Origin of the sequence: Nocardia sp. 852002-51101_SCH5132738, assembly GCF_001665695.1 — a bacterium.
Classification (GTDB): Bacteria; Actinomycetota; Actinomycetes; order Mycobacteriales; family Mycobacteriaceae; genus Nocardia; species Nocardia nova.
This window is the reverse complement of sequence record NZ_LZML01000189.1, coordinates 130,243-155,650: the sequence shown is the minus strand read 5'-3', so window position 1 is coordinate 155,650 and position 25,408 is coordinate 130,243. Positions and strand designations below refer to the sequence as shown.

General features: G+C 68.6%; 27 protein-coding genes. 17 read left to right on the top strand and 10 right to left on the bottom strand.

Annotated elements, in window-relative coordinates:
* Positions 1–91: 91 nt before the first annotated feature.
* Positions 92–415 (top strand): WhiB family transcriptional regulator, encoded by a 324-nt coding sequence (locus tag A5789_RS30085; protein WP_030516437.1) that lies wholly within the window; start codon positions 92–94, stop codon positions 413–415.
* Positions 416–515: 100 nt separating this feature from the next.
* On the opposite strand, the gene A5789_RS30080 is transcribed toward A5789_RS30085, so the two are convergent.
* Both A5789_RS30080 and A5789_RS30075 read right to left on the bottom strand, forming a co-directional pair.
* A complete protein-coding gene (locus A5789_RS30080; protein ID WP_064906108.1) occupies positions 516–1,721 on the bottom strand; it encodes an ArsA family ATPase in 1,206 nt (401 codons plus the stop codon).
* Positions 1,721–2,758 carry an ArsA-related P-loop ATPase gene (locus tag A5789_RS30075; RefSeq protein WP_064906110.1) on the bottom strand — a complete coding sequence of 346 codons (1,038 nt, stop codon included), beginning with the start codon at positions 2,756–2,758 and terminating at the stop codon, positions 1,721–1,723. The genes A5789_RS30080 and A5789_RS30075 overlap by 1 nt, the downstream gene beginning before the upstream one ends.
* A gap of 164 nt (positions 2,759–2,922) precedes the next feature.
* On the opposite strand from A5789_RS30075, the gene A5789_RS37045 reads away from it, so the two are divergent.
* Genes A5789_RS37045 through A5789_RS30065 form a run of 3 tightly spaced genes read left to right on the top strand, consistent with a single transcriptional unit; the run spans position 2,923 to position 4,352 of the window.
* Complete coding sequence (locus A5789_RS37045) at positions 2,923–3,087, top strand: DUF4177 domain-containing protein (protein ID WP_085997207.1); 165 nt, start codon at positions 2,923–2,925, stop codon at positions 3,085–3,087.
* Positions 3,084–3,551 carry a RidA family protein gene (locus tag A5789_RS30070; RefSeq protein WP_030516434.1) on the top strand — a complete coding sequence of 156 codons (468 nt, stop codon included), beginning with the start codon at positions 3,084–3,086 and terminating at the stop codon, positions 3,549–3,551. Before A5789_RS37045 ends, A5789_RS30070 begins: the two co-directional genes overlap by 4 nt.
* 9 nt (positions 3,552–3,560) lie before the next feature.
* Positions 3,561–4,352, top strand: a complete 792-nt coding sequence (locus A5789_RS30065; protein ID WP_063019081.1) for an MBL fold metallo-hydrolase — start codon at positions 3,561–3,563, stop codon at positions 4,350–4,352.
* Positions 4,353–4,383: 31 nt separating this feature from the next.
* On the opposite strand, the gene A5789_RS30060 is transcribed toward A5789_RS30065, so the two are convergent.
* Both A5789_RS30060 and A5789_RS30055 read right to left on the bottom strand, forming a co-directional pair.
* Positions 4,384–5,058 (bottom strand): Crp/Fnr family transcriptional regulator, encoded by a 675-nt coding sequence (locus A5789_RS30060; RefSeq protein WP_019044571.1) that lies wholly within the window; start codon positions 5,056–5,058, stop codon positions 4,384–4,386.
* 269 nt (positions 5,059–5,327) lie between these two features.
* Entirely contained in the window at positions 5,328–5,567 is a 240-nt protein-coding gene (locus tag A5789_RS30055; protein WP_030516432.1) for a hypothetical protein, read from the bottom strand.
* A gap of 289 nt (positions 5,568–5,856) precedes the next feature.
* On the opposite strand from A5789_RS30055, the gene nth reads away from it, so the two are divergent.
* The 4 genes from nth to A5789_RS30035 are packed head-to-tail and all read left to right on the top strand — an operon-like array spanning position 5,857 to position 9,184.
* Positions 5,857–6,537 carry an endonuclease III gene (nth, locus tag A5789_RS30050; protein WP_082857452.1) on the top strand — a complete coding sequence of 227 codons (681 nt, stop codon included), beginning with the start codon at positions 5,857–5,859 and terminating at the stop codon, positions 6,535–6,537.
* Positions 6,534–7,187 carry a TlpA disulfide reductase family protein gene (locus A5789_RS30045; protein ID WP_064906112.1) on the top strand — a complete coding sequence of 218 codons (654 nt, stop codon included), beginning with the start codon at positions 6,534–6,536 and terminating at the stop codon, positions 7,185–7,187. Before nth ends, A5789_RS30045 begins: the two co-directional genes overlap by 4 nt.
* 57 nt (positions 7,188–7,244) lie before the next feature.
* Positions 7,245–7,994: a CoA pyrophosphatase gene (locus A5789_RS30040; protein WP_063019586.1), complete on the top strand. Its 750-nt coding sequence runs from the start codon at positions 7,245–7,247 to the stop codon at positions 7,992–7,994.
* Entirely contained in the window at positions 7,991–9,184 is a 1,194-nt protein-coding gene (locus A5789_RS30035) for a MarP family serine protease (RefSeq protein ID WP_063019584.1), read from the top strand. Before A5789_RS30040 ends, A5789_RS30035 begins: the two co-directional genes overlap by 4 nt.
* A 163-nt stretch (positions 9,185–9,347) precedes the next feature.
* Here the strand turns inward: A5789_RS30035 and A5789_RS30030 are convergent, their stop codons facing one another.
* The 4 genes from A5789_RS30030 to acs form a co-directional block, all read right to left on the bottom strand.
* Positions 9,348–10,319: an alpha/beta fold hydrolase gene (locus A5789_RS30030; RefSeq protein WP_063019582.1), complete on the bottom strand. Its 972-nt coding sequence runs from the start codon at positions 10,317–10,319 to the stop codon at positions 9,348–9,350.
* Positions 10,320–10,340: 21 nt separating this feature from the next.
* Positions 10,341–10,832, bottom strand: coding sequence for a phage holin family protein (locus A5789_RS30025; protein WP_030518808.1), 492 nt, complete (start codon positions 10,830–10,832; stop codon positions 10,341–10,343).
* 39 nt (positions 10,833–10,871) lie between these two features.
* On the bottom strand, positions 10,872–12,083 hold the full coding sequence (gene nhaA / locus A5789_RS30020) for a Na+/H+ antiporter NhaA (RefSeq protein ID WP_064906114.1): 1,212 nt from the start codon (positions 12,081–12,083) through the stop codon (positions 10,872–10,874).
* A gap of 209 nt (positions 12,084–12,292) precedes the next feature.
* On the bottom strand, positions 12,293–14,281 hold the full coding sequence (acs, locus tag A5789_RS30015) for an acetate--CoA ligase (protein WP_064906116.1): 1,989 nt from the start codon (positions 14,279–14,281) through the stop codon (positions 12,293–12,295).
* A gap of 167 nt (positions 14,282–14,448) precedes the next feature.
* Here acs and A5789_RS30010 point away from each other — a divergent pair, with 167 nt between their 5' ends.
* Positions 14,449–15,192: a hypothetical protein gene (locus tag A5789_RS30010; protein ID WP_064906118.1), complete on the top strand. Its 744-nt coding sequence runs from the start codon at positions 14,449–14,451 to the stop codon at positions 15,190–15,192.
* 488 nt (positions 15,193–15,680) lie between these two features.
* On the opposite strand, the gene A5789_RS30005 is transcribed toward A5789_RS30010, so the two are convergent.
* Positions 15,681–16,460 (bottom strand): HAD family phosphatase, encoded by a 780-nt coding sequence (locus tag A5789_RS30005; protein WP_063010244.1) that lies wholly within the window; start codon positions 16,458–16,460, stop codon positions 15,681–15,683.
* Positions 16,461–16,949: 489 nt separating this feature from the next.
* Between A5789_RS30005 and ssd the strand changes: the two genes are divergently transcribed.
* The 7 genes from ssd to A5789_RS29970 are packed head-to-tail and all read left to right on the top strand — an operon-like array spanning position 16,950 to position 21,603.
* Positions 16,950–18,035 (top strand): septum site-determining protein Ssd, encoded by a 1,086-nt coding sequence (gene ssd / locus A5789_RS30000; protein ID WP_030518813.1) that lies wholly within the window; start codon positions 16,950–16,952, stop codon positions 18,033–18,035.
* Positions 18,032–19,219, top strand: coding sequence for a TadA family conjugal transfer-associated ATPase (locus A5789_RS29995; protein ID WP_064902447.1), 1,188 nt, complete (start codon positions 18,032–18,034; stop codon positions 19,217–19,219). Before ssd ends, A5789_RS29995 begins: the two co-directional genes overlap by 4 nt.
* A complete protein-coding gene (locus A5789_RS29990) occupies positions 19,216–20,007 on the top strand; it encodes a type II secretion system F family protein (protein WP_063010182.1) in 792 nt (263 codons plus the stop codon). The genes A5789_RS29995 and A5789_RS29990 overlap by 4 nt, the downstream gene beginning before the upstream one ends.
* Positions 20,004–20,600, top strand: a complete 597-nt coding sequence (locus A5789_RS29985) for a type II secretion system F family protein (RefSeq protein WP_064902446.1) — start codon at positions 20,004–20,006, stop codon at positions 20,598–20,600. The genes A5789_RS29990 and A5789_RS29985 overlap by 4 nt, the downstream gene beginning before the upstream one ends.
* A gap of 57 nt (positions 20,601–20,657) precedes the next feature.
* The gene (locus tag A5789_RS29980; protein WP_063010178.1) at positions 20,658–20,870 is read left to right on the top strand and encodes a DUF4244 domain-containing protein; all 213 of its coding nucleotides are present in this window, start codon (positions 20,658–20,660) and stop codon (positions 20,868–20,870) included.
* Positions 20,867–21,214, top strand: a complete 348-nt coding sequence (locus tag A5789_RS29975) for a TadE family type IV pilus minor pilin (RefSeq protein WP_063010176.1) — start codon at positions 20,867–20,869, stop codon at positions 21,212–21,214. The genes A5789_RS29980 and A5789_RS29975 overlap by 4 nt, the downstream gene beginning before the upstream one ends.
* On the top strand, positions 21,211–21,603 hold the full coding sequence (locus tag A5789_RS29970; RefSeq protein ID WP_063010174.1) for an Rv3654c family TadE-like protein: 393 nt from the start codon (positions 21,211–21,213) through the stop codon (positions 21,601–21,603). Before A5789_RS29975 ends, A5789_RS29970 begins: the two co-directional genes overlap by 4 nt.
* Before the next feature lie 353 nt (positions 21,604–21,956).
* Here A5789_RS29970 and A5789_RS29965 read toward each other — a convergent pair whose 3' ends face one another.
* Positions 21,957–24,332 (bottom strand): DEAD/DEAH box helicase, encoded by a 2,376-nt coding sequence (locus A5789_RS29965; protein WP_064902445.1) that lies wholly within the window; start codon positions 24,330–24,332, stop codon positions 21,957–21,959.
* 435 nt (positions 24,333–24,767) lie between these two features.
* Between A5789_RS29965 and A5789_RS29960 the strand changes: the two genes are divergently transcribed.
* Positions 24,768–24,974: a cold-shock protein gene (locus tag A5789_RS29960; protein WP_011206895.1), complete on the top strand. Its 207-nt coding sequence runs from the start codon at positions 24,768–24,770 to the stop codon at positions 24,972–24,974.
* The last annotated feature ends 434 nt before the right edge of the window (positions 24,975–25,408 follow it).

Sequence of the window (25,408 nt, the reverse complement as noted above, 5' to 3'; positions counted from 1 at the left end):
TGCGGAGCGCAGCGGGGTTGGGTTGCTGTGGGCTGCACGCGATTCCGGAGCGCCGTTGACCCGGTGTTCGGACTGCAAAGGGGCACACCAAATGCACATGACTACCCCCATCGCTCGATTGGACGTGGAGCAGGCCGAAGCGAGAATCGCCTGGGTGTCCCAGGCCCGATGCAAGGAAGTGGATCCCGACCAGTTGTTCGTGCGTGGTGCCGCCCAGCGCAAGGCGGCCACCATCTGTCGGCATTGCCCGGTGCTCATGGAGTGCGGTGCCGACGCTCTCGACAATCGAGTGGAATTCGGTGTGTGGGGTGGGATGACCGAGCGGCAGCGGCGTGCGCTGCTCAAGCAGCATCCCGAGGTGACCTCGTGGGCGGACTTCTTCCGTGCCCAGCGTCAGCAGAAGGTCGCGATGTAGTCGAGTACCGGTACGGTCCGAGCCCGCGCGTGCGGGCTCGGACCGTTTTTCGGCCGATGACGTGCGGAATCGGGGCCGCACGTCAGCGCCACCGGGGAACTCAGGCCGCGTCGGACCCGGCGAGCTGGTCGCCGACCGCGCGCAACGCGTCCAGATCGGACACTTCGAACGGCAGAGCGGTCACCGTCACGATCGGCACCCGTGGATGGGCGCCGGTGAAGCGGTGCAGCAGATGCTGTTCGCGCTTGGCGGTGACCGCGCGATGGGCGTGGATGCGCAGGATGTCGGCGGTCAGCGTCGCGGGATCGGTGGCGGCGTCGGCGGCCACTGCCTCCTTCGTGGTGCCGTCGGCATCGCTGCCGGCGCCGGGGCTCAGCCGGTCCGCGGCGGCGGTCGCCTGAGCCGACGAGAGGGTGCACAGCACCGGATGGGTGCGGTTGAGCACCAGCCCGGCCAATGGCATTCCGTCGGTGGAGAGCCGATCCACGAAGAACGACGCCTCGCGCAGCGCGTCCGGTTCGGCCGCGGCGACCACCACGAAATGGGTGCCGGGCCGCGAGAGCATGGCGTAGGTGCGCTCGGCGCGGTCCTGGAAGCCGCCGAACATCGACTCCAGCGACTGCAGGAACAGCGAGGCGTCCTTGAGCATCTGCCCGCCCACGACCGTGGACACCCCGCGCACGGCGAGGCTCATCGCGCCGGTGACGAAGCGGCCCACGCCGCGGCCGGGCGCCATGATGACGCGGATCATCCGGCCGTTGAGGAAATTGCCGAGCCGCTTGGGCGCGTCGAGGAAGTCCAGGGCGTTGCGTGAGGGCGGCGTGTCGACGACGACCAGATCCCACTCGCGCTTGGCGACCAGCTGGCCCAGCTTCTCCATCGCCATGTACTCCTGCGTTCCGCCGAAGGAGGAGGCGACGGTCTGATAGAAGGGGTTGGCGAAGATCTGCTCGGCCTTGTCCGGGCTGGTGTGCTCGAGCACCATATCGTCGAAGGTGCGGCGCATGTTGAGCATCATCGCGTACAGCTCGCCCTTGGCCGTCTCGGGCAGTTGCACGCGCTGGGGTGCGTTGCCGAGGTCTGTGACGCCCAGCGACTGCGCCAGCCGCCGCGCCGGGTCGATGGTCAGCACCACGACCTTGCGACCCTGTTCGGCCGCGCGCAGGGCGATCGCCGCGGCGGTGGTGGTCTTGCCGACCCCGCCGGAGCCGCAGCACACCACCACCCGAGCGGTCGGGTCGGCGATGATGGCCTCGACATCCAGCAGCGGAGCCGCCGGCGGGATCAGCGGGCTCGGGTGGCTCATCAGCGGACTCCCTGCGCGCTCAGATGTTCGGCCAGTTCGTACAGTCCGCCCAGGTCCATACCGTCGGGCAACGCCGGCAGATACAGGCGGCTGATATCCACCTTCGCCAGTTCGGCGGAGCTGTCGTCCTGCGCCTGCAGGGTTGCCGAATGTTCCACGGCTTCCCGGATCAGCCCCTGGAAGTCGTTGTCGTCCACCGTGATTCCGGCCTCGGCCAGTCCCGCCCGGACGGCGTCCAGATCGACGTCACCGGTCGCGACGCGGGCGCGCACCGGCGCGGGGAGAAAGCCCTCGGTGGCGCGGTTGACGATGACCGTGCCGATCCGGAAATCCGATTCGGTCAGCTCGGCGATCGCGTCCGAGGTCTCCTGCACCGGCAGGGCCTCGAGCAGGGTCACCAGGTGGACGACGGTCTGCTCGGAATGCAGCAGCGCCGCCACGCCCTCGGCCTGCGCGGCGATCGGCCCGCCCTTGGCGACGTCCGCCATGGCCTTGGTGACATCGAGGAATCCGGCGATGCGACCGGTCGGCGGGGCGTCGACGACGATCTCGTCGTAGACGCGCCGACCGGATTTGTCCGTGCGGACCGCGCATTCCTTGATCTTGCCGGTCAGTATCACGTCGCGCAGACCCGGTGCGATCGTCGTGACGAATTCGATGGCGCCCATCCGGCGCATCGCCCGGCCCGCGAAGCCGAGGTTGTAGAACATGTCGAGATATTCGAGGAAGGCGTGTTCGATATCGAGGGCCAGGGCCATCACCTCACCGCCGCCGTCGGCGGTGGCGATCTTCGTTTCGGTGGGCGGCAGTGGCGGCAGATCGAACAATTGGGCAATCGATTGGCGGCCCTCCACCTCGACCAGCAGTACCCGGCGCCCGCCCGCGGCCAATGCGAGCGCCAAAGCGCCTGCGACCGTGGATTTTCCGGTCCCGCCCTTGCCGGACACGTAATGCAGCCGCGCTTTGTCGGCTCGGTCCGGCCACCCTAATTTCAGTCCCGGCTCTTGCGAAACGGGTACTGCTGTCGGTACTCCCACGTTCGCGAGCCTATAACCCGTTACGAAACAGCGACCAGAGGATCGCCCTACTGTCTCGTAGGCCACAGCGCACTTCCGTACGAGCCGGAAATGTGCTGATCGGTCCCCGACGAGTCTCTCGGCCGCACCGTTCACCGTCGGTTCACCCAGTACGCTTCTGCGACATGAGCGATGTGACGGTCTGGGAATACGCGACGGTGCCGCTGTTGACGCATGCGACCAAACAGATTCTGGATCAGTGGGGCGCCGACGGCTGGGAGCTGGTCACGGTGCTGCCGGGGCCGACCGGTGAACAGCACGTGGCCTATCTGAAGCGGCCCAAGCAGTGACGGCCGGCACGGACTGGCGCGCCAACCTCGAACGACTGGGTCTCGCGCTGCCGCCGGTCGCGGCTCCGGCGGGCGCCTACATTCCGGCGGTGCGCAGCGGTTCGCTGGTCTACACCGCCGGCCAGCTGCCGTTCGTCGACGGCGCGCTGTCGGCGACGGGCAAGGTCGGCGCCGACGTGAGCGTCGAGGACGCCGCGCGGGCCGCGGGCCTGTGTGCGTTGAACGCGCTGGCGGCGGTCGACGATCTGGTCGGTCTGGACGCGGTCGTGCGGATCGTGAAGGTGGTGGGATTCGTCGCCTCGGCACCGGGTTTCACCGATCAGCCGCTGGTGATCAACGGCGCATCCGAGCTGCTGGGCGAGGTGTTCGGCGCGGCCGGAGTGCACGCCCGCTCCGCGGTCGGGGTATTCGAGTTGCCCAAGAACACTCCGGTCGAGGTGGAGCTGATCGCCGAAGTGCGGTAGGCAAGGTAGATGACCCTCACTCATCCCGCGTACGGACAACTGCGGCCGGTCACCGGTACCGCTTCGGTGTTGTTGGCCGACAATCCGAACCAGATGACGCTCGAGGGGACGAACACCTGGATTCTGCGGGCGCCGGATCGATCCGACTGTGTGGTGATCGATCCGGGGCCCAAGGACAAGGCGCACAGCGAGGCGATCGCCCGCGCCACCGACGGAAATATCGCGCTGACGTTGATCACGCATCACCATCACGACCACACCGGCGGCATCGACCGGCTGGTGAAACTGACCGGAACGCCGGTACGCGCGATGGATCCGAAATATCTGTCCGGCTCCTCGGCGCCGCTCACCGACGGTGAGGTCATCGAGGCGGCCGGACTGCGCCTGACGGTGCTGGGCACCCCGGGACATACTCAAGATTCGGTCAGCCTGCTACTCGACGACGCGCTGATCACCGGCGATACCGTGCTCGGCAGCGGGACGACGGTGCTGGAGTCGCGCGACGACGCGCTCGGCGACTATCTCGACTCCCTCGAACTGCTCGCCCGGCACGCCCCCGGCCGTGCGCTGCTCCCGGCGCACGGCCCCGATCATCCGCAGGCCGAACCGGTGATCGGCTACTACATCGAACATCGGCATCAGCGCCTGAACCAGGTGCGGGCGGCGTTACGCGAACTCGGTGAGAACGCGACACCGCTGCAGGTCGTGGCGAAGGTGTACGCCGATGTGGACAAACGGCTGTGGCCGGCCGCGCGCAGCTCGGTCAAGGCCCAGCTCGCCTATCTGCGCGGCCGGAACTGATCCGGATGCGCCGGAGCGCGGTGGGAAATCCCTACCGCGCCCGGCGAGCCAGCCGCTCCGAATCGGAGATCAGCACGCTCTTGCCCTCGAGCCGCAGCCACCCGCGGTGGGCGAAATCGGCCAGGGCCTTGTTCACCGTCTCGCGCGAGGCGCCGACCAGCTGAGCGATCTCTTCCTGGGTGAGGTCGTGGGTGACCCGCAGGGCGCCGGCCTCCTGGGTGCCGAATCGCTGCGCGAGCTGCAACAGCGCCTTGGCGACTCGACCAGGGACATCGGTGAAGATCAGGTCGGCCAGGTTGTTGTTGGTACGCCGGAGGCGGCGGGCGAGCACCCGCAGCAACTGTTCGGCGATCTCCGGCCGCTGGTCGATCCAGGCCTTGAGCGCATCGCGATCCATGGTCACCGCACGCACCTCGGTCACGGTGGTGGCCGTGGAGGTACGCGGGCCCGGGTCGAAGATCGACAGCTCGCCGAACATATCCGACGGGCCCATGATGGTCAGCAGATTCTCGCGCCCGTCCGGGGAACGGCGGCCGATCTTCACCTTGCCCGACGTGATGATGTACAGCCGATCGCCGGGCTCGCCCTCATTGAAAATGACATGGCCACGTGGAAAATCCACCGGCTGAAGCTGTTTGGCGAGAGCAGCCACCGCGGTGGGCTCGACGCCTTGGAAGATGCCTGCTCTGGCGAGGGCCTCGTCCACGAATGTGCTCCTTATGGGAATTGACGGTGCTTACTGCGGCGTCAGCGGGTCCCTACGTGGTACGCAGGCTGCCGCCTGGCTCGGCGTCGCTCGCCACAGTGCTGGACCGAAGCGTTCGGCCGACAGTGCAGTCTACTTGCCATCCACGCAGCGTAGTGACAGACACCACGTAACGTGCGGTTTGTGAACGGGCGCGGCGTCGCGGAAAGTTCCCGGGCTCGAGTATTCGCGGGTCGGGCGCGTCGGTATCGCCGGAGGGCGGAATCGGTCTAACTGGCTTGGGCGACGTCCAATTCGTCGCGATTACGGCGGCGGCCGCCGGAGCCGGCGTGTGCGGGCACGCCCAACTTGGCCAGCTCGTTGACCTCGGCATTGCTGGCCCTGTCCAGATATTGCTGGACCTCTTCACCCGGTTCGAGCAGCTTGCGCAGGCGGTTTTCGACACGTTCCATGAACAGTGCGAAAAGCATCAACACCACCGGGAAGAGCACCACAGCGAGTCCTTGCATACGGGTGAGTAAACACGGAGAAGGTCTCAGATGGAACACGGGAGGAGTTCGCGATCGCGCTCGCGTCGGTGCGGTTCCGTATGGTGGACGAGTGCGTGAACCCAGATCCACCGCCGTGAACGGGCACGAGACGGCCGCGACGGCCACCGATGCGGCGTCGGTCACAACGACCGAATCGAGTTCTCCGGCTCGAAAAAAACTTCCGCAGAAATCCGCGCGGGCGAACTCGAAACCGGCCGCCCGATTCGCCGACGAAACCCGGCTGGGTCTGGTACGCCGCGCCCGGCGGATGAATCGCACGCTGACGCTGGCATTTCCCGACGCGCACTGCGAACTGGATTTCACCACCCCGCTCGAATTGGCCGTGGCCACAATCCTTTCCGCGCAATGCACCGACGTCCGGGTGAATCAGACAACTCCGGCATTGTTCGCCCGGTATCGCGACGCCAAGGCCTATGCCGAGGCCGATCGCACGGAACTCGAGGAATACATCCGGCCCACCGGCTTCTATCGCAACAAGACGAGTTCACTGATCGGGCTGGGACAGGCGCTGCTGGAACACCACGACGGCGTCCTGCCGCATACGCTGGCCGAATTGGTGAAGCTGCCGGGCATCGGGCGCAAGACCGCCAACGTCATCCTCGGCAACGCCTTCGATGTGCCGGGAATCACTGTCGACACCCATTTCTCGCGGCTGGTGCAGCGATGGAAATGGACCACCGAGGACGACCCGGTCAAGATCGAACACGCCGTCGGCGAACTGATCGAGCGCAAGGAATGGACGATGCTCTCGCATCGGGTGATCTTCCACGGCCGCCGCGTCTGCCATTCCCGTAAACCGGCGTGCGGCGCCTGCCTGCTGGCCAAGGATTGCCCCTCCTTCGGAATCGGCCCGACCGACCCCGTGACGGCCGCCGCACTGGTGAAGGGACCCGAGGCCGAGCATCTGCTCGAATTGGTGGGCCGGTGAAGTCGGTTCCCGCAGCGTGGCGATGGGCGTTCGTCGTTCTGATAGCTGTGGTGGCGCTCGCCGTCGCGGTCTGGCCGCGCGGCGACCACGACGGTCCGTCCGTGACCGCCACCGCGGTGCAGGGCGGGCCGGCGTCCGCCTCCGACGGTCAGCGGGCCGCGGCCGCGTTGGCCGACTGTCCGCGTCCGGGCGCCGCGGCCGCGCAGCCGCCCACGCCGGCCGCCGGTCCGCTGGCCGCAATCACGCTCGAATGTCTGGCCGACGGCCGTCCGGTCGATCTCGGCGCGGCGCTGGCCGGGCGCCCGGCGCTGGTGAATCTGTGGGCGTATTGGTGTGAGCCGTGCGCCCGGGAACTGCCCGCGCTGCAGCAATTCTCGGCACGCGCGGGTAGCGCGCTGACCGTCGTGACCGTGCACAGCGATCCCGACGAGGGCAAGGCGCTGGCCCGGTTGCGCGACCTCGGTGTGCGTCTGCCGGGTATGCAGGACGGTGCCGGAAAGGTGCGCACGGCGGTGCGAGCGCCGGCCGTGCTGCCGGTCTCGGTACTGGTTCGCGCCGACGGTTCGATCGCGAAGGTGGTGGTCCGGCCGTTCGACACCGCCGACGACGTCGCCGCCACCGTCGCGCAGGAATTGGGGGTGCGGGTGTGAACGGGCAGGCAGTGCGCACAACCGTGGAGGGCCTCGTCCGTGCCCGATAGATCCGAGATGAACGACAATTCGACAGCTGAGGACCGGCCGCAACAGCTCGCCACCGATATCCCGGGGTGGTTGCGCGGCGTGGCCGACCACGAACCGGCCGATCCGACGGGCGTGAATCAAGTACTCAAACGCACCGCGGGCAAGGTGGCCGCGGCCGCTCTGCGTCCCCGCGAGGCCGCCGTCCTCGTCCTGTTCGGCGGTTCGCCGGAGCCCGATGCCGGAACCCGCGGCGGTCTCCCGGCCGACGCCGACGTGTTGCTGACCCAGCGCGCCGCCACCCTGCGCCAGCACCGCGGGCAGGTCGCCTTTCCCGGCGGCGGGGTGGAACCGGGTGACGACGGTCCCGTCGGCACCGCGCTGCGCGAGGCGCGCGAGGAGACCGGTCTCGACCCCGTGGGTGTGGAACCGTTCGCCATCCTGCCCAAGATCTTCGTCCCGCCGTCCCGGTTCGACGTCACGCCGGTGGTCGCGTATTGGCGCACGCCCGGTGAGGTGCGGGTGGTCAGCGAAACCGAGGCCGCCCGCGTGGTGCGGGTGCCGCTGGTGGATCTGATCGACCCGGCGAACCGGTTCGTCGTTCGTCATCCGCTGGGGTACATGGGACCGGCGTTCGCGGTCGATGGCATGCTCGTCTGGGGTTTCACCGCCGGTGTGCTCGCCGGTCTGCTTGCGGTATCGGGATGGGAGCGGGACTGGGATCACCACGATGTGCGTGATCTGCAGGCCTCGCTCGCGGCAGTGGGGATGACGTTATGAGTAGTTCCGGGTGGCTCGACCTCGCGGTCTTGATCATCGCGCTGCTGGCTGCCACCTCGGGGTGGAGACAGGGCGCGGTGGCCTCGGCGCTCGGATTTCTCGGCGTGGTGCTCGGCGCGGTCGCCGGCATCCTGATCGCGCCGCACATCCTGCAGCACATCAGCGAGGGGCGTCAGCGCGTCCTGGTCGGCGTCGTGCTGATCGTCGCGCTGGTGATCGTCGGCGAGGTGGCGGGCATGGTGCTGGGCCGCGCCGCGCGCAGCGGTATGCGGCACCCGTTCACTCGCAGTATCGACAGCGTGGTCGGTGCGGCGCTGCAGTGTGTGGCCGTAATGGTCACCGCCTGGCTGCTGGCGTTGCCGCTGGCATCGTCGTCCCAGCCGGGTATCGCGGCCGCGGTCAACGGCTCCCGGGTGCTCGCCGACGTGAACCAGGTTGCGCCGAACTGGCTGCGCCGGGTGCCGAACGAATTCTCCAAACTGCTCAACACCTCGGGACTGCCGGAGGTGATCGGCCCGTTCGGCCGGGCGCCGATCGCGGCGGTCGAGCCGCCGGACGCGAGCGTTCTCGACACGCCTGTCGCGCTGAATCTCCAGCACAGCGTGTTGCGGGTGAACGGTGTCGCGCCGAGTTGTCAGCGCGCGCTGGAAGGTTCCGGCTTCGTCGTGGCGCCCGAGCGCATCATGACCAACGCGCACGTGGTCGCGGGCACCTCCACCGTGCAGGTCGACACCGCGCGCGGTCGCCTGGACGCGACGGTGGTGCTGTTCGACCCGGCCAAGGATGTCGCCATTCTGGCCGTTCCCGGACTCAACGCGCCGGTGATCCCGCTCGCCCCGTCGCCCGGAAAATCCGGGCAGAGCTCGATCGTCCTCGGCTACCCCGGCGGCGGCCCCTACACCGCCAGTGCGGCCCGGGTGCGCGAGACGCTCGAGCTGACCGGTCCCGACATCTACAAGAGCAACACCGTCGAACGCCAGGTCTACACCGTGCGCGGCCGGGTGCGCGCCGGCAATTCCGGTGGCCCGCTGGTCGACACCGACGGTGAGGTGCTGGGTGTGGTCTTCGGCGCGGCGGTCACCGACGACGACACCGGCTACGTGCTCACCTTGAAAGAGGTCGAATCCGATCTGCAGGCCGCGTCGAATTCGACCGCGCCCGTCGGCACCGGTGACTGTGTCCTGAGCTGACCCGCTGCCGGCCCACTTTCAGGGCGAAGCCGCGGCGCCGACGCCGGCGCTGCGGACGTGTCGAGGGCCTGCGCGTCCAGGGGCCTGCCGTGCCCTAGCGGTACTGCGCGGACCGAGGCCTCCCGTGCGCTAGCGGTACTGCGTGGACGGGGCCTGCCGTGCGCTAGACGTACTGCGCGGTCGCCGGATCACCCAGCAGTTTCGACAGTTCCGCGGTGACGGCGTCCGGATTCTCCTGGTGGGCGAAGTGCCCGGCCTGCGGGATCGTGACCACCCGGCGATCCGGTGAGAGCTTGCCCGCGCCGCGCACGGTCGATTCGAGCATGTAGTGGTCGGCGTCGCCGCGCAGGATCAGCGTCGGCACGCGGACGGGTTCCCGCATCGCCGACAGGAAGCGGCGGCCGTCGGGACGCCACTGACTACGGAAGGCCCAGCGCTGATATTCCAGGGCGCAGTGCGCCGCACCGGGTATGCGGATCGCCGAGCGCATGCGCTGGGCGGTGTCGACGAATTCGGAGGTGCCCGCCCACTGCGGCCGCACCCGCTCGCGCACGAGACGTTCGATTTCGAATCCGTCCTGGCGGGTGAGCCGGCGCTCGCCGTACCGCGGCAGCTGATACCGCAGGAAATTCGGCAGATAGGCCGCGCGCTGGCGACGATCGCGCAGCACGGCACGTTTCAGCGCCACCGGATGCGGTGAGGCGATCAGCGCGATCGAGCGCACCACCCGGGGGTGCAGAACCGCGGTCGCCCAGCACACGAGTCCGCCCTCGGCATGGCCGACCAGGGTCGCGTCGGTGTGCCCGAGCGCTCGCACCAGGCCGGCGATATCACCGGCCAGCGTCCAGCCGTCGTAGCCGCGCGGCGGTTTGTCGGAATCGCCGTACCCGCGCAGATCGACCGCGACCGCGCGGTAGCCGGCCTGGGTGAGCCCGGTCAGCTGATGCCGCCACGACCACCAGAAATCGCCGAAGCCGTGCAGGAGGACGACCAGCGGCCGCGCGGGATCGCCCACCGCATCGTCGGGGCCGCCCTCGGCGATGTGGAATCGGATGCCGTTGGCGTGCACGTCGCGATGCGTCCACGGGCCGTCGAAGCGGACGCTGGACGGATCGGGATGCGGATTCGACGACACGCCGAAAGCGTAATAGCCGGACTATGCCGTCGGCTTGGCGGCCGGGCCGTCGGCGTGCGATCCGAAGCCGTGCGGCAGCACCGTCCGGGTTTCCTTGAGCGATTCGATCGTCTTCTCCGGCGCCCGCAGTTTGCGGACCTTCCGGTAGCCGAGCAGCGCCAGCACCGCCACCACCACGATCATCAGCGCGAAGACGATCAGGAACGCCGCCCACCGGTACAGCCACACATCCAGCAGTTCGGCGAGGAAGAAGAAAAAGAAGAACGACGAGAACAGCAGCACCGTCAGGGCGCCGATGAAGAAGACGCTGCCCTGCAGGCCCTTCTTGATCTCGCCGGTCACCTCGGCCTTTGCCAGCTCCACCTCGGCGCGGACCAGGGTCGACATCTGCTCCGCGGCGTCGCGCACCAGATCCCCGACGCTGGCATTCGCGGTGGTATCGACCTCGGACAGCGGAATCGAGGTGATGGTCCGGTTTCGGCCCGCGTCGTTACCGCCGTTTGTGAAGCTCAATTGCTCGACCCTTCTCCATGTCCCGGTGCTGTCCGGCCTTCACTCGTATTCGGTGGCCGCACTCGCGTCTCGCCGCGCCTGATGCGCCCGCCCACGCCGCAACAGTAGCGCCGAACCGAGTAGAGAGGCCGTCAAGGACGTCATCAACACGGCGGCTTTCGCCAGTTCGGTCGCGGCCCGGTCGGGCAACGCGAGTTCTGCCACCAAGAGGCTAACGGTGAAACCGATCGCGCCCAGTACCGACAGGGCCGACATATCCCGATTGCCGAGACCCACGGGCCGAGCGGCGATTCCGAACCGGATCGCGAGCCAGCTCGAGCCGAAGATGCCCACGGTCTTGCCGACCAGCAGTCCGGCGATGATCGCCAACGACAGCCGCGAGGTGAACAGCTCACCGAAAACGCTGGCGGACAACGGAACTCCGGAGGCGAACAGCGCGAACAGCGGGACGCACACGCCGGCGGAGATCGGCTGGAACAGATGCTCGAGGCGGGCGGCCGGCGCCTCGTCCTCCTCCGGATCCGGGCGTACCCGGGTCAGCAGCCCGCAGATCACCCCTGCCAGCGTGGGATGAATCCCGGCCTCGTGCAGGGCATACCACGACAGCAGCGCCAGCGGCACGTACACCAGCGGGGTGCGGATACGCAGCCGCTGCGCCAGCGCCCAGCCCACGAAGCAGGCGGCGGCGCCCACCAGCCAGATCAGCACCACCGTGGTGGTGAACAGCACCGCGATCATCACGATCGCCATCAGATCGTCGACGACGGCCAGGCTGAGCAGAAACACCCTCGCCCCGGCCGGAATTCGCGAGCCGGTCATGGCCAGTACCGCGAGCGCGAAGGCGATATCGGTCGCGACCGGAATCGCCCAGCCGCGATCCATGCCCGGGACACCCCAGCCGATGACGAAGGCGATCACCGCCGGGGTGATCACGCCGCCCATCGCGGCCACCACCGGGAGCGTGGCCCGTTTCCGGTCGGCCAGCTCACCGACGACGAATTCGCGCTTGAGTTCGAGCCCCGCGACGAAGAAGAACACCGCGAGCAGACCGTCCTTGGTCCAGTCGCCCAGGGTGAGGTCCAGATGTAACGGTGGGATCGCGAGAGTGGTGTCCACCATCGCGAAATAGCCGTCGCGCCAGGGCGAATTGGCCCACAGCAGCGCTACCGCCGCCGCGGCGAGCAGCAATGCGCCGCCGACGGTTTCAGTGCGGAGATAACGAGCGAGCTCGGAGCGCAGCGCGACGATCACGGAAATCCTTTCGGGAGCGGACGGCGACTGCGGCGGGCACTCCCGCAACGGGCTCACCAACCACACGCCGACCAGACTTCCCGGCACTCCTTGACAAAATTTTACCGGTACAGGCGTGGCTGTTTACGGCCGCCTTCAGGCTTCGCGGCGGCGAACGGCGGAGCCCACGCCCGGTGCGGTACCGGACGTGGGCTCGAAAAGCCGGTCGATCAGGCGTTGGAGGCGCGGATGGCTTCGAACACGTTGGGGTCGACCAGGGTGGAGGTGTCGCCGAGTTCGCGGCCCTCGGCCACATCGCGCAGCAGGCGGCGCATGATCTTGCCCGAGCGGGTCTTGGGCAGTTCGGGAACGATGTGGATTTCGCGGGGGCGGGCGATCGGGCTGATCTCGCGGGAGACTTCGGCCTTGAGCTCGTCGACGAGTTGCTGTCCGGAGTTGTTCGAGCCGCCGGTGAGGATGACGAAGGCGACGATGCCCTGTCCGGTGGTGGCGTCGCTGGCGCCGACGACCGCGGCTTCGGCGACGCTGTGGTGTCCGACGAGGGCGGATTCGACTTCGGCGGTGGAGATGCGGTGGCCGGAGACGTTCATGACGTCGTCGACGCGGCCGAGGACCCACAGGGCGCCGTCGGCGTCGATCTTGGCGCCGTCGCCGGCGAAGTACCAGCCCTGGGCGGCGAAGCGTTCCCAGTAGGTGGCCTTGTAGCGCTCGTCGTCGCCCCAGATGCCGCGCAGCATCGACGGCCACGGCTGATCGAGGACGAGGTATCCGACGACCGCGGAGCTTGCGGAGCGGTCCGAAGATTCGGCTTCGGTTCGATTGATTTCGACCGAATTGCCTTCCTCGTCCACGACTTTCGCGGAGATGCCGGGCAGTGGTGCCATGGCGGCGCCGGGTTTGGCGGCGGTGACCCCCGGCAGCGGCGAGATCATGATGGCGCCGGTTTCGGTCTGCCACCAGGTATCGACGATGGGTGCGGTGCCCGCGCCGATGACTTCGCGGTACCAGCGCCACGCTTCGGGGTTGATCGGTTCGCCGACCGAGCCGAGCACGCGGATCGAGGACAGGTCGTGGGCGTCGGGGATGTCGCGGCCCCACTTCATGAAGGTACGGATCAGCGTGGGCGCGGTGTAATAGATTGTGACGCCGTACTTTTCGATGATCTGCCAGTGCCGGTGCTCGTCGGGGAAGTTGGGGGTGCCCTCGTAGACGACCTGGGTGGCGCGGTTGGCCAGCGGGCCGTAGACGATGTAGGAGTGTCCGGTGACCCAGCCGATGTCGGCGGTGCACCAGTACACGTCCTGCCCTGGTTTGTGGTCGAAGACGTAGTGGTGGGTGTAGGCGACCTGGGTCAGGTAGCCGCCCGAGGTGTGCAGGATGCCCTTGGGCTTTCCGGTGGTGCCGGAGGTGTAGAGGATGTAGAGCGGGTGCTCGGCATCGAAAGCGCTGCAGGCATGGTCCGTTGATGCCTGGGCGACGGTTTCGTGCCACCACCGGTCGCGGCCCTCGGTCCATGCGATCTCGAGATTCGTGCGCCGCACCACCAGCACGTGTTCGACGCTGTGCGGGACGTCGCCGTGGGCGTAGAGCGCCTCGTCGACGGCTTCCTTCAGCGGTGCGGCCTTACCGCGGCGCCACTGGCCGTCGGTGGTGATCACGAGGCGGGCCTCGGCGTCGTCGACGCGCTGGCGCAGGGCGCTGGGGGAGAAGCCGGCGAAGACCACCGAGTGGGTCAGGCCCAGCCGGGCGCAGGCCAGCATCGACACGATGGCCTCGGGGACCATCGGCATGTAGATCGCGACCCGATCCCCGGCGGTCAGGCCGAGTTCGGTGAAGTAGTTGGCGGCCTGGCACACCTCGGCCTGCAGCTGGGCGTAGGTGATCGAGCGGGAATCGCCGGGCTCACCCTCCCAGTGGATGGCGACCTGGTCGCCGTAGCCGTCGTCGACGTGACGGTCCACGCAGTTGTAGGCGATGTTGAGCTTGCCGCCGGTGAACCAGCGCGCGAACGGGGCATCGTCCCAGTCCAGCACCCGATCCCACGGCTGATGCCAGTGCAGTCGCTGCGCTTGTTCGGCCCAGAACCCCTCGCGATCCGCCGTTGCCCGCTCGTAGATGGACGCATCGGCATTGGCTGCCGCGGCGAATTCGGCCGTAGGCGGGTACACGTCTCGGTGCTCAGCGGTGGTGTCGGTCATCTCGCCTCCATCGGGCCTGTCCATCGGATACGCGTCGGCCGCAGCGTGACCGCGGCCACGATGTGACCCTAACGGACTGTGACCTGCGCCGCGTATCGGTCCCGAACGGCGGGCTCGGGAAGCGGACCCCGTTGGGCCGCGGGATGCGCTCGGCTAGCGTGTGGGTCGTGAGCGACGTGCTGCAACCCCTGGTCGACCTGCCCGGTGTCCGCGAGGCGGCCGACCGCGCCCGCGATGCGCTCGCCGAAGTCCACCGGCACAAGGCGAACCGGCGGGGCTGGCCGACCACGGCGGCCGAGGCGGCGGTCCGCGCGGCGCGCTCCTCGGCGGCGATCGACGGCGGGGCCACCGAACTGCCCGCCGACGGCCGGGTCGCCGATCCGATTCTGGCGGGAGCGTTGCGGGTCGGGCAGGCCCTCGACGGTGACGCACTGCGGAATCTGGTCGGCGTGTGGCAGCGGGCGCCGCTGCAGGCGCTGGCTCGTCTGCATCTGCTCGCCGCGGCCGATCTGGTCGACAACGAAATCGAACTCGGCCGGCCGCGCCCGGAGCCGGGCATCGCCGAACGACTCGATCTACTGGCTCAGACCGTACTGACCTCGAGCGCGCCGGCCCCCGTGCTGGCCGCGGTGGTGCACGGTGAGCTGATGTCGTTGCGTCCCTTCGGTTCGGCCGACGGCGTGGTGGCGCGGGCGGCGTCCCGGCTGGTGGCCGTCGCGAGCGGCCTGGATCCGCACAGTCTGGGCGTACCGGAGGTCTTCTGGTTGCGACGCCGCCAGGCCTACCTCGACGCCGCGGCGGGCTTCGCCGACGGGACGGCCGAGGGTGTGGGCGGTTGGGTGGTGTTCTGCTGCGGCGCGCTGGAAGACGGTGCCCGCGAGGCTCGATCGATCGCCGATGCGGCGGCATGAACGCGGCGCGTGAGCGCTGATCACAGTGAGTGCGAAACGGGTCCGCACATCGAAGCGGGCGGCGTAGCCGTCGTCGGCCTCACCGCCCGCTAGCACGGACTACCCGGTTACCAAGCGTGCTTGTCGGGTTGTGTTCTGCGGCCTCGGCGATCATCCGAACCCCGCCGGTTCATCCCCGCAACCTGTGCGAGGCCATTGCCGACGTGAACTCGAATTTCGCAGGCCCACAACGCTTCTGCCCTTGTCGCGGCGCGCTCCGCGTGGGTGCCTGGCGTCCGTGCTGGGAAGTGCGGATGGGAGATCGAACCTTCTCTTCCGTTCCGATCTTGGCCTTCCGCCCCTCCGTGCGTCCATTGTTACTCTGTGAGACCCCTCACATCAAGGGTCGAAAGGACATTACTCATAATCGGCGTGTGGCCCCTCGAATCGTGGTTACATCGATGGGTTGCGCGTCGTTGACCAGCCGCGATGCGCTCGGAGCGCCACCCTCAGCGGCGCCGGCGTAGCAGCCGGTAACTGAGGGCGCCGGCCAGTACCGCGCTCACTCCGACCACCGCCGTGGCGGCCACCGTCGTGGTCGACGGCGCGGGAATCCGCGACCATAGTGACACCGGATTGGAGAAGGTCAGGATCGGCCAGTCCCGGGCCACCGCCTCGCGTCGCAGGTTCCGGTCGGGGTTGACCGCGGTGGGGTGTCCGACCGCCGACAGCATCGGCAGGTCGGTGATCGAATCGGAATAGGCGTAGCAGCGCGACAGGTCGTAGCGCTCGGACGCGGCCAGCTTCTCGATCGCCTCGACCTTGCCCTCGCCGTAGCAGTAGAACTCGACTTCGCCTGTGTACTTACCGTTTTCGACCACCATCCGAGTGGCGGCGGTATGCGTCGCACCCAGCGCGGCGGCGATCGGGGCGACGATCTCCTCACCCGACGCCGAGACGATCACGACGTCGTGGCCGCGGATCTTGTGGTCGGCGATCAGATCCGACGCCTCCGCATAGATCAGCGGATCGACCAGTTCGTGCAGTGTTTCCGCGACGATCGAGCGCACCTGCGACACGTCCCAGCCGGCGGTCATCTTCGTCAGATGTTCGCGCATCCGCTCCATCTGGTCGTGGTCGGCGCCGGAGAGCAGGAACAAGAAGTGCGCGTAACTGGATTCCAGTACGGTGCGCCGATCGATCAGGCCCTGCGCGAAGAACGGCCGGCTGAAGACGAACGCGCTCGACTTGGCGATGACCGTCTTGTCCAGATCGAAGAACGCGGCGATCCGGGGTGCGGACGAAGCGTCCGTCGTCCGGTGCGCGCGATTCGCTGCTGCATCGTTGCGGTGTCGCGGGTGCCCGGTATCCCCGGCGGCCCGATCGTTCGTAGCTGTTTGGTCGCCCTCGGCCGTCACGGCTCCAGAATAGGGAGCTTCCCCGGTGATGCGGCGTTCAGCCCGGCCGCACGCCCCGTCCGATGCCCCGGGAGCCGCCCGCTCCGGGCCGAAACTTCGTCGCGCGATGGACTTGCATTGCCGCCGGTTTCTGGGTGTAGTATTGCTGGCACCTGGACATGGTCCAGGCGCGTTCAGCCCGACCCCCCGGGGCTGAACCCCGACGGCCCCAGCCTCCTCCCCCCCCGGCTGGGGCCGTCCTCTATTTCCGGACCGTCCAGCTGTTACTCGGCGTGCAGTGTTTGTCCACAGCCCGCGAGTTGTCCACATTCGGCGTTGGGGCCCTGGTTCGCCCTGCCGATCCGGGTGAGGCTGGCTGACATGAATTCCGTTGCAGCAGTTCCTCCTCCGGCACTGGTGCTGGTCGGTGACCACCGGCTACGCGACGAGGTGCGTCGCATAGCGGCCGCCGCCGACCGTGGCCTGGACGAACGGTCCATGCCTGTCGGCAGGCATGCCTGGGCCGCGGCCGCGCTGGTGATCATCGATCTCGCGGCGGCGCGTACCTGTGCGGCCGCCGGATATCCGCGGCGCTCGGGCGTCGTGCTGGTCGGCAGCGGTGAACCGGATCTCGACCATTGGCAGGCCGCCGCGGCGGTCGGAGCCGAGCAGGTCATCGCGTTGCCGAGCGCTACCGAAACACTGATCGAGGCCTTCGCCGCCTACGCCTGGCGCGATCCTGGGGACGGACTCGTCCTGGCCGTCGTTGGCGCAGGGGGCGGTGCCGGGGCCTCGGTCTTCGCCGCGACGCTGGCCCTGGCCGCCGCGGCCCGGCGATTCCGGCCGCACATTCTGCTCATCGACGGCGACCCGCTCGGCGGTGGCATCGATCTGCTGCTGGGTATCGAGTCGGTGCCCGGTCTGCGCTGGCCCGAACTTTCCGTCGAGGACGGCCGGGTGGCCGCGCAAGCCCTGCACGACGCTTTACCCGCCGCCGCACCGGGACTCGGCGTACTGGCCTGCAGCAGACCGGCCGGCTCCGGACCGGACGATATCGGCATCGGCGCGGCCCGCGCCGTCGTCGAGGCTGGCCGCGGCGCCGGCGATCTGGTGGTGTGCGATATCTCCGGCAGTCGGGGCCCGCATACCGATCACCTCCTCGATGCCGCCGATCTCGTCGTCTTCGTGGTGCCGGCCCGGTTGCGTGCGGTGGCCGCCGCGGGGGCGGTCGTGGCGGATATCCGTCGTCGAAACCCCAACCAGGCCTTGGTCGTTCGAGGCCCCGCACCGGGCGGGCTGCGCGGTCGCGATATCGCGGAGGCATTGGGGCTGCCCCTGCTGGCCGCCATGCGCGCCCAACCCGGACTCGCGGCCGAACTGGAACGCGGTGGACTGACGCTCGGCCGCGGGCCGCTCGCGGCGGGAGCGGAGTCGGTGCTGTCCGCATTGCCGGAGGGGGCTCGATGAGCGGGGTGGTGAGTGCCGAACTCCTGGACCGGGTTCGGGAGCGACTGGCCGCCCAGCCGGGTGAACACGATCCGGCCCGCCTGGCCGCCGCCATCCGCGCCGAAGCCGGCCGAGTCCTCGGCGATACGGACCTGCTGCGCGCATTGCGCCTGCTGCAGACGGAGATGACCGGGGCGGGCGCGCTGGAACCGTTGCTGCACGACGCCCTGGTCTCGGATGTGCTGGTGACCGCGCCCGATGCGGTGTGGATCGATCGCGGTAGCGGTCTGGAGCGCACCTCGATCCGCTTCCCTGACGAAGCGGCCGTGCGGCGCCTGGCTCAGCGCCTAGCGCTCGCCGCCGGCCGCCGGCTCGACGATGCGCAACCGTGGGTGGACGGGCGGCTGCCGGAATACGAGCGAGCGCCCGGCGAGAGCTTCGGCGTGCGGCTGCACGCGGTCCTCGCGCCCATCGCACAGGGCGGAACGTGTATCTCGCTGCGGGTACTGCGCCCGGTCGGCCACAGCCTGCGCGGACTGACCACCTCGGGAACGCTCACACCGGAGTCGGAACTGCTGCTGGAGAGGATCATCCGCGCACGGCTCGCCTTCCTCGTGGTCGGCGGCACCGGCGCTGGAAAGACCACGTTGCTGTCGGCTCTGCTGGCGCACGTCGACCCCGCCGAACGCATCGTGTGCGTCGAGGATGCCGCCGAACTGTCGCCGCCGCATCCGCATGTCGTCCGGCTGGTCGCGCGTATCGCCAATGTGGAGGGCGCGGGTGCCATCACGGTCCGGGACCTGGTCCGTCAGGCGCTGCGGATGCGGCCGGATCGGATCGTCATCGGAGAGGTGCGCGGGGCCGAGGTGGTGGACCTGCTCACCGCACTGAACACCGGACACGACGGAGGCGCCGGGACGGTGCATGCGAACTCGCCACGGGAGGTGCCCGCTCGTCTGGAAGCCCTTGCGGCACTGGGCGGAATGGGGCGGGCAGGGCTGCACAGTCAGCTCGCCGCGGCCATCCAGGTCGTGCTCGCGATGCGGCGCCGCCCCGACGGTGGGCGAGTCCTGCAGGAAATCGGGCTGGTGACCCGCGAAGGGGAGGCGGGTGTGCGCATCGAGACGGCCTGGTCCGTGGATCCCGTTGCGGCACCGGCGAACACCGCACTCCAGCGGTTGCTGAACGAGCGGTTGCGGCAATGACCCTGAGCTTGCTGTGCGGCGCCGCAGCGCTGCTGCTCCTGCCGACCACGCCCCGGCGGCACCGACTGCGTGTGCTGTGCGGACGACCGGAGGAAACGCGAAACAACCCGAGCCGCTGGATTATTCGCGGCGTGGCTGCTTCGGCGGTGGGGGCGGCGGTCGTCTTCGGTCCCGGGTCCGCGGGTGCGACCGCGGTGCTCGTCACCACGCTGACCGTGCGTTCGAAGAACCGCCGCGAGGAACGCCGCCACGACGACGAATGCCGGAAACTGCTGGAAGGGCTGGAAGTGGTGATCGGTGAACTGCGCACCGGCGCGCATCCCAGCGCTGCCGCCGCCGTCGCGGCCGCGGAGATCGGTGGAGCGGCCGGAGCGGCCTTCGCGGTGAGCGCCGCGCGGGCCAGGCTCGGCGGTTCGGCCGCGGACGGATTGCGCGGACGTCCCTGCGCCGTCACGACCGAACTGGATCGCGTCGCGGCTGCGTGGGAGGTGGCCGAGCGGCACGGCCTGGCATTGGCCGAACTGTTGAGTGCGGCCCGCGACGACCTCGCCGGGCGAATGCGGTTCAGCGAGCGCACGACCGCCGCCCTGGCGGGTGCGCGGGCCAGCGCCGCGGTGCTGGCCGGACTCCCGCTCCTCGGCATCGCGCTCGGACAGCTGATGGGCGCCCACCCCCTGCAGGTGCTGATGAGCCGAGGGGTCGGAACCATCGTCTTTCCGCTCGGCGCCGGGCTCATCGGTGTGGGATTGCTGTGGGCGGATGCCATCACGCGACGGGTATCGGTATGAACGGTCTGTCGATGGCACTGCTCTGTTCCGGTGCCGCGCTGCTCGCCCTTCCGGGCCGAGTCACATCGGTTGCCCGCCTCCGTGCGTCCCACGGCGTCGCTCCGGTGCCGCGGAACGTTCCGCGCCCGGCCACCGGCGACCCCTTGGCGGTGGCCTCGGCCCTGGATCTGCTCGCCGCGTGTCTGCGGGCGGGACTGCCGACCGCCACGGCGGCCCGCGCGGTTTCCTCGACCGCCCCGGAACCCTTCGCGTCGGCGCTGCGGCGGGCGGCGGAACTGCTGGCGCTCGGCGCGGACCCGGTTTCCGCCTGGGAGCGCGCGGCCAGGGAAGCACCCGTCGCGGAGATGTACGCGCTCGCCCGGCTGGTGCGCCGTTCGGCCCGCTCCGGTGCGGCCCTGACCGGGGCGGTCTCCGAACTCGCGGACAAGTGCCGCGCGGCGGTCGAGGATGCGGCCGCCGCGCGGGCGGAACGCGCGGGCGTGCTCATCAGCGGCCCGCTCGGGCTGTGCTTCCTGCCGGCCTTCGTCTGCCTCGGCATCGTCCCGGTGGTCGCCGGACTGGCCGGTCGAGTACTGGGCGGTGGGTTGTGGTGACCACACCAGAGATTCGGTGCGGATCCGCCGCGCCGACCGTAGAGAAAGGGGAGACCGATGCTGGCGGCAACGCAATCGGTTGTGCGAGAACTACGTTCGCGGCTGATCCAGGTACTGGTGACCGACGACGGGATGAGTACCGCCGAATACGCCATCGGCACGATCGCCGCAGCGGCGTTCGGAGCGGTGCTCTACACCGTGGTCACCGGCGATTCCATCGTGAACGCGCTGACCAAGATCATCGACAGGGCGCTGAACACCACCGTATGAGGTTCGCTCGTCCGGGCGAACGGGGTGCGGTCACGGTCGAGGCGGCGATTGCGCTGGCGGCCGTGATAGTGGTCGTCGTGCTCTGTCTGGGGGCGTTGCTGGCGGCGTCGATGCAGATCCGCTGTATCGACGCCGCTCGCGAAGCGGCACGTCTCGCCGCGCGAGGTGCGGAGGCGGAAGCTCTGCCGGCAGCGCAGCGGGTGGCGCCGCCCGGCGCCGATATCGAGTTGCGCGCGGAGGGCGACCGGATCGTGGCCACGGTTCGGGCGCGGGCGCCGCTGCTCCCGATGCTGCGGTTACGGGCCGAAGCGGTAGCGGTACGCGAACCGGGCGAGCCGCAATGACACCGGCCACAGTGCCCGCCGCGTGCCGCGGTCGCGGATGCGACGGCGGTGCCACCGTCACGGCATGTCTGGCACTCACCGCGCTGCTACTGGTGACGGTGGTGATCGTGCAGTTCGCGGCAGTGGTCTGCGCACGCCATCGAGCGCAGAGCGCGGCCGATTCGGCGGCATTGGCCGCAGCGGGCGCACTGGATTCCGGCGCTGAGGCGGCCTGCGATCGAGCGGATTCGGTGGTGCGGCAAATGCGGATGCGGGTACGGACGTGTTCGGTCCGGGATTGGGATGTGACGGTAACGGTCGATGGTTCGGTGACGCTCGCTCTTTTGGGCAAGCGATCAGTTGTGGCGGTCGCGCGGGCCGGTCCGGTGAGTGCGGGAAAACGATCATGAATACCGGACGGTTGGTGTGAGAAAGAATGGGTGACCGGAGCCACACCACAGTGCCGTAAGTGCGGTGGATTTCCCATTCGGTCGGCATTCAATTCCGGCGGCGCAATTGTGCAAGCATTCGACGCTGCGGGATTCCGATAAATGCACACATGTGAATGCCCACATGGCCGTTATTCGCTAGGGCAATGTGCCGGTTAACATGATCGACTTCCTTTTTATTCCCGGTCGCGCCGTAGGCCTCGATGGCGCCAGGCAGTCCGTGGGACCGGGAAGCGACGACGTCTACCGACGGTGTCCGCATCGTCACGAAACGGATTCGGGCAGGTCATGGCCCGAAATGTTGTCCATGCGGGTCAGCTCGGCGCATCGTCGGGCAGATCGGCGAGGACGGCCGTCAGCAGCGCGGCCGCACCCTCCTTGTCCAGCGGGGAATTCCCGTTGCCGCATTTGGGGGATTGGACGCACGAGGGGCAGCCTTGCGGGCACGAACAGGAGGTGATGGCCGCCCGCGTCGCCGCCAACCAGGTCCGCAAGCGGGTGAACCCGCGCTCGGCGAAGCCGGCCCCGCCCCGATGGCCGTCGTAGACGAAGACGGTGGGTAGCCCGGTATCGGGGTGCTCGGCGATGGAAACGCCGCCCACATCCCAGCGGTCGCAGCTCGCGACCAGGGGCAACATCCCGATCGCCGCATGTTCGGCGGCGTGCAGGGCACCGGGTACGCGGCGCGGCTCGATCCCCGCCGCGGCCAGCAGGCGCGGTGTGACGGTGTAGAGCACGGCCTGGGTCGGCAGTGTCTGCTCCGGCATATCGAGTTCGACGAGGTCGAGAACCTCTCCACTGGGAAGCGTGCGCAGATACCCGACCACCTGGCGGGTCACCCGGACCCTGGCCAGGGCGGCGGTGACGTGCCCGTACACCCGCTCGTGCGTGCGCTCGTCGATCGCCACCGAGGTGACCATGCGGGCGCTGGTGGTCCATCCGGGCTGCTCGGCGTGGACGAAGGCGACGCCGGCCTCGAGATCCAGTTCGTCGACCACGTAGGTCTCGCCCTGATGCAGGTGGACCGCCCCGGCGTGCAGCGTCGCGGGAGCCCGGCCGGAATCCGCGCTGCCCAGTAGACGGCCGCTGGTCGCGTCCACGATGGCGATCTGGGAGCCGATGCCGCCGCGCACATCCACGTCGTCGTGTGGGTAGGCGCTCGACGTCGGATACCAGCGAGCCTGACCCCCGCCGTTCTCCCGGCGCTTGATCAGGCCCCGCGCGGCAAGATCGGCGGCCACGTCCGGGACGCCGAGGTCGTCGATCTCGGCGTCGGTCAGGGGGTGTTCGCAGGCCGCGCAGAGCAGATGCGGGCCGGCGACGTAGGGGTTGTGCGGATCGGTGATGGTCGCCTCGACCGGCTTGTCCAGCAGGGCGTGCGGGTGGTGGACGAGGTAGGTGTCGAGCGGATCGTCGCGGGCCACCAGCAGTACCAGCGAGCCCTGGGTGCGACGTCCTGCGCGGCCCGCCTGCTGCCAGAACGAGGCGACGGTTCCCGGGAAACCGGCCATCACCACGGCGTCCAGCCCGGCGATGTCGACGCCGAGTTCGAGTGCGGTCGTGGTGGCCGCGCCCAGCAGCGACCCGTCCGCCAGGCCGTTCTCCAGTTCCCGCCGGTCCTCGGCCAGGTATCCGGCCCGATAGGCCGCCACTCGCCCGGCCAGCGCCGGATCCACCTCGGCCAGCATGCGCTGCACGTCGATGGCGACGACCTCGGCGGCCCGGCGGGAGCGAACGAAGGTCAATGTCCGGGCACCCTCGACGACCAGGTCGGTCATGATCCGGGCGGCCTCGGTGGTCGCCGCCCGTCGGACCGGGGCGCCGTTCTCGCCACTGAGGTCGCCGAGCAGCGGTGGTTCCCACAGGGCGACCGTTCGCGCACCCTGCGGGGAGCCGTCCTCGGTCACCGCGGTCACCGGCGCACCGATCAGCCGTGCGGCCGCCGCGGCCGGATCGGCGCTGGTGGCCGAGCACAGGACGAAGGTCGGATTCGCGCCGTAATGCGCGGCCAGCCGCCGCAACCGGCGCAACACCATCGCGACCTGGGACCCGAATACACCGCGATACGCGTGGCATTCGTCGACCACCACGTAGCGCAGCCGCCGCAGCATCCGCGCCCAGCGCTGATGCGCTCGCAGTATGCCGATGTGCAGCATGTCGGGATTGGTGAACAACCACCGCGCATTCGCCCGCCCCCACTGCCTGACCTCGGGCGGAGTATCGCCGTCGTAGGTGGCCGGATGGATATCGCGCAGGCCGCCGGCATGGGTCAACTGCGCGGCCGCGCGGAATTGATCGGCTCCGAGCGCTTTGGTCGGCGATATATACAGAGCGGTCGCTCGCGGATCCCGCCGCAGGTCGGTCAATACCGGAAGTTGATATCCCAGGGATTTGCCCGACGCGGTCCCGGTGCAGACCACGACGTGTGTTCCCGAAGCGGCCAGCTCCGCGGTTCGAATCTGATGCGTCCACGGTGCCTCTACACCGGATTCCCGCAGGGCGTCGACCACCTCCGGAGCAGCCCAGGAAGGCCAGTCGGTGATGCGCGCCGGCCGGGCCGGGAGTTCGGTCACATGGGTGATACGACTCTCCGCATCGGGCACTCCGAAAAGGACACGATTCAGCAACGATGTCCCGTAGCCGATCGCTTCTGCGGGCGTGGGGGCCGATCGCGGGCCTTTCGGATTCATCGGACCGAGACCGTGCGACGCGAAGAAAGTGTGAACCGTGTGTGCCGCCCTCGCCCGAGCTGCCAATTCACTACCGAGTAGCGACCTGCGTCACAGTCTGTTTGCCTGACGCTCGCTCGGTTATCGCTAAGCAAACCTACTTCAAGTTTGGATTTGGGCATTGTGCCCCTCACCTGCACATTCGCAAGATCATCTTTTTTGCAAATTGTCGGTAACTCGGCTGTCGAATTGCGCGCGGACATGGTTCACTAGTTCTCGGTCGCAAGCTTCTGTGTTCGAGGGAACGGATCAAAGGTCCAAACCATCAGCAGGATCGATGTTGCGAACGGTGTGCTTGAAGCTTCCTGCAGGGGGAACAGAGTACAGCGGTCGGAACGGACCCGGTGGACCAACCTAACTTGTCCGCCGTTCCGGTATGGAAAGAGAAGGAACAGAATGGCACAGGGAACTGTGAAGTGGTTCAACGCGGAGAAGGGGTTCGGCTTCATCGCGCCCGAGGACGGCTCCGCTGACGTCTTCGTCCACTACTCCGAGATTCAGGGTTCGGGCTTCCGCACCCTCGAGGAGAACCAGAAGGTCGAATTCGAGGTCGGCCAGGGCACCAAGGGTCCGCAGGCCACCGGAGTTCGCGCGCTCAGCTGAGCGAGTAACCCAACAAGGTCCGATCTCTCGTCCCTCACCGCGAGCACGCGGTGAGGGACGAGTCATATGCGGGGGAAGTAGACTCGATCGAAAACCGGGGCTTTTCGATGTGATCGAGTTGCCCACAAGGGGGTTTTCTGCAGTTCGCAGCCATTTCGGTTCGGACGGTACCGACGGGGAAGTACCGCGCAGAACAGCCGAGACTCCAGGGTCGCGGGACCGCAGTGCGGACTCCACGACAGCGAAACACGGTATAAACGTCTCTGGCGGGAGACATTTGTCTCTCCCTCTTGCCCCAGCCGCGCGCCGCGCGCCTGCGCCGCGCGGGTCGACAGGAAAGGTGTGTTCGCCGGTGGCAACACGAGACCGCGGTGCATCGCCGACTCCCGATGCGGCTTCCGCCGGGCCCGACGCGGCCGCATCCGGCCGGGGGC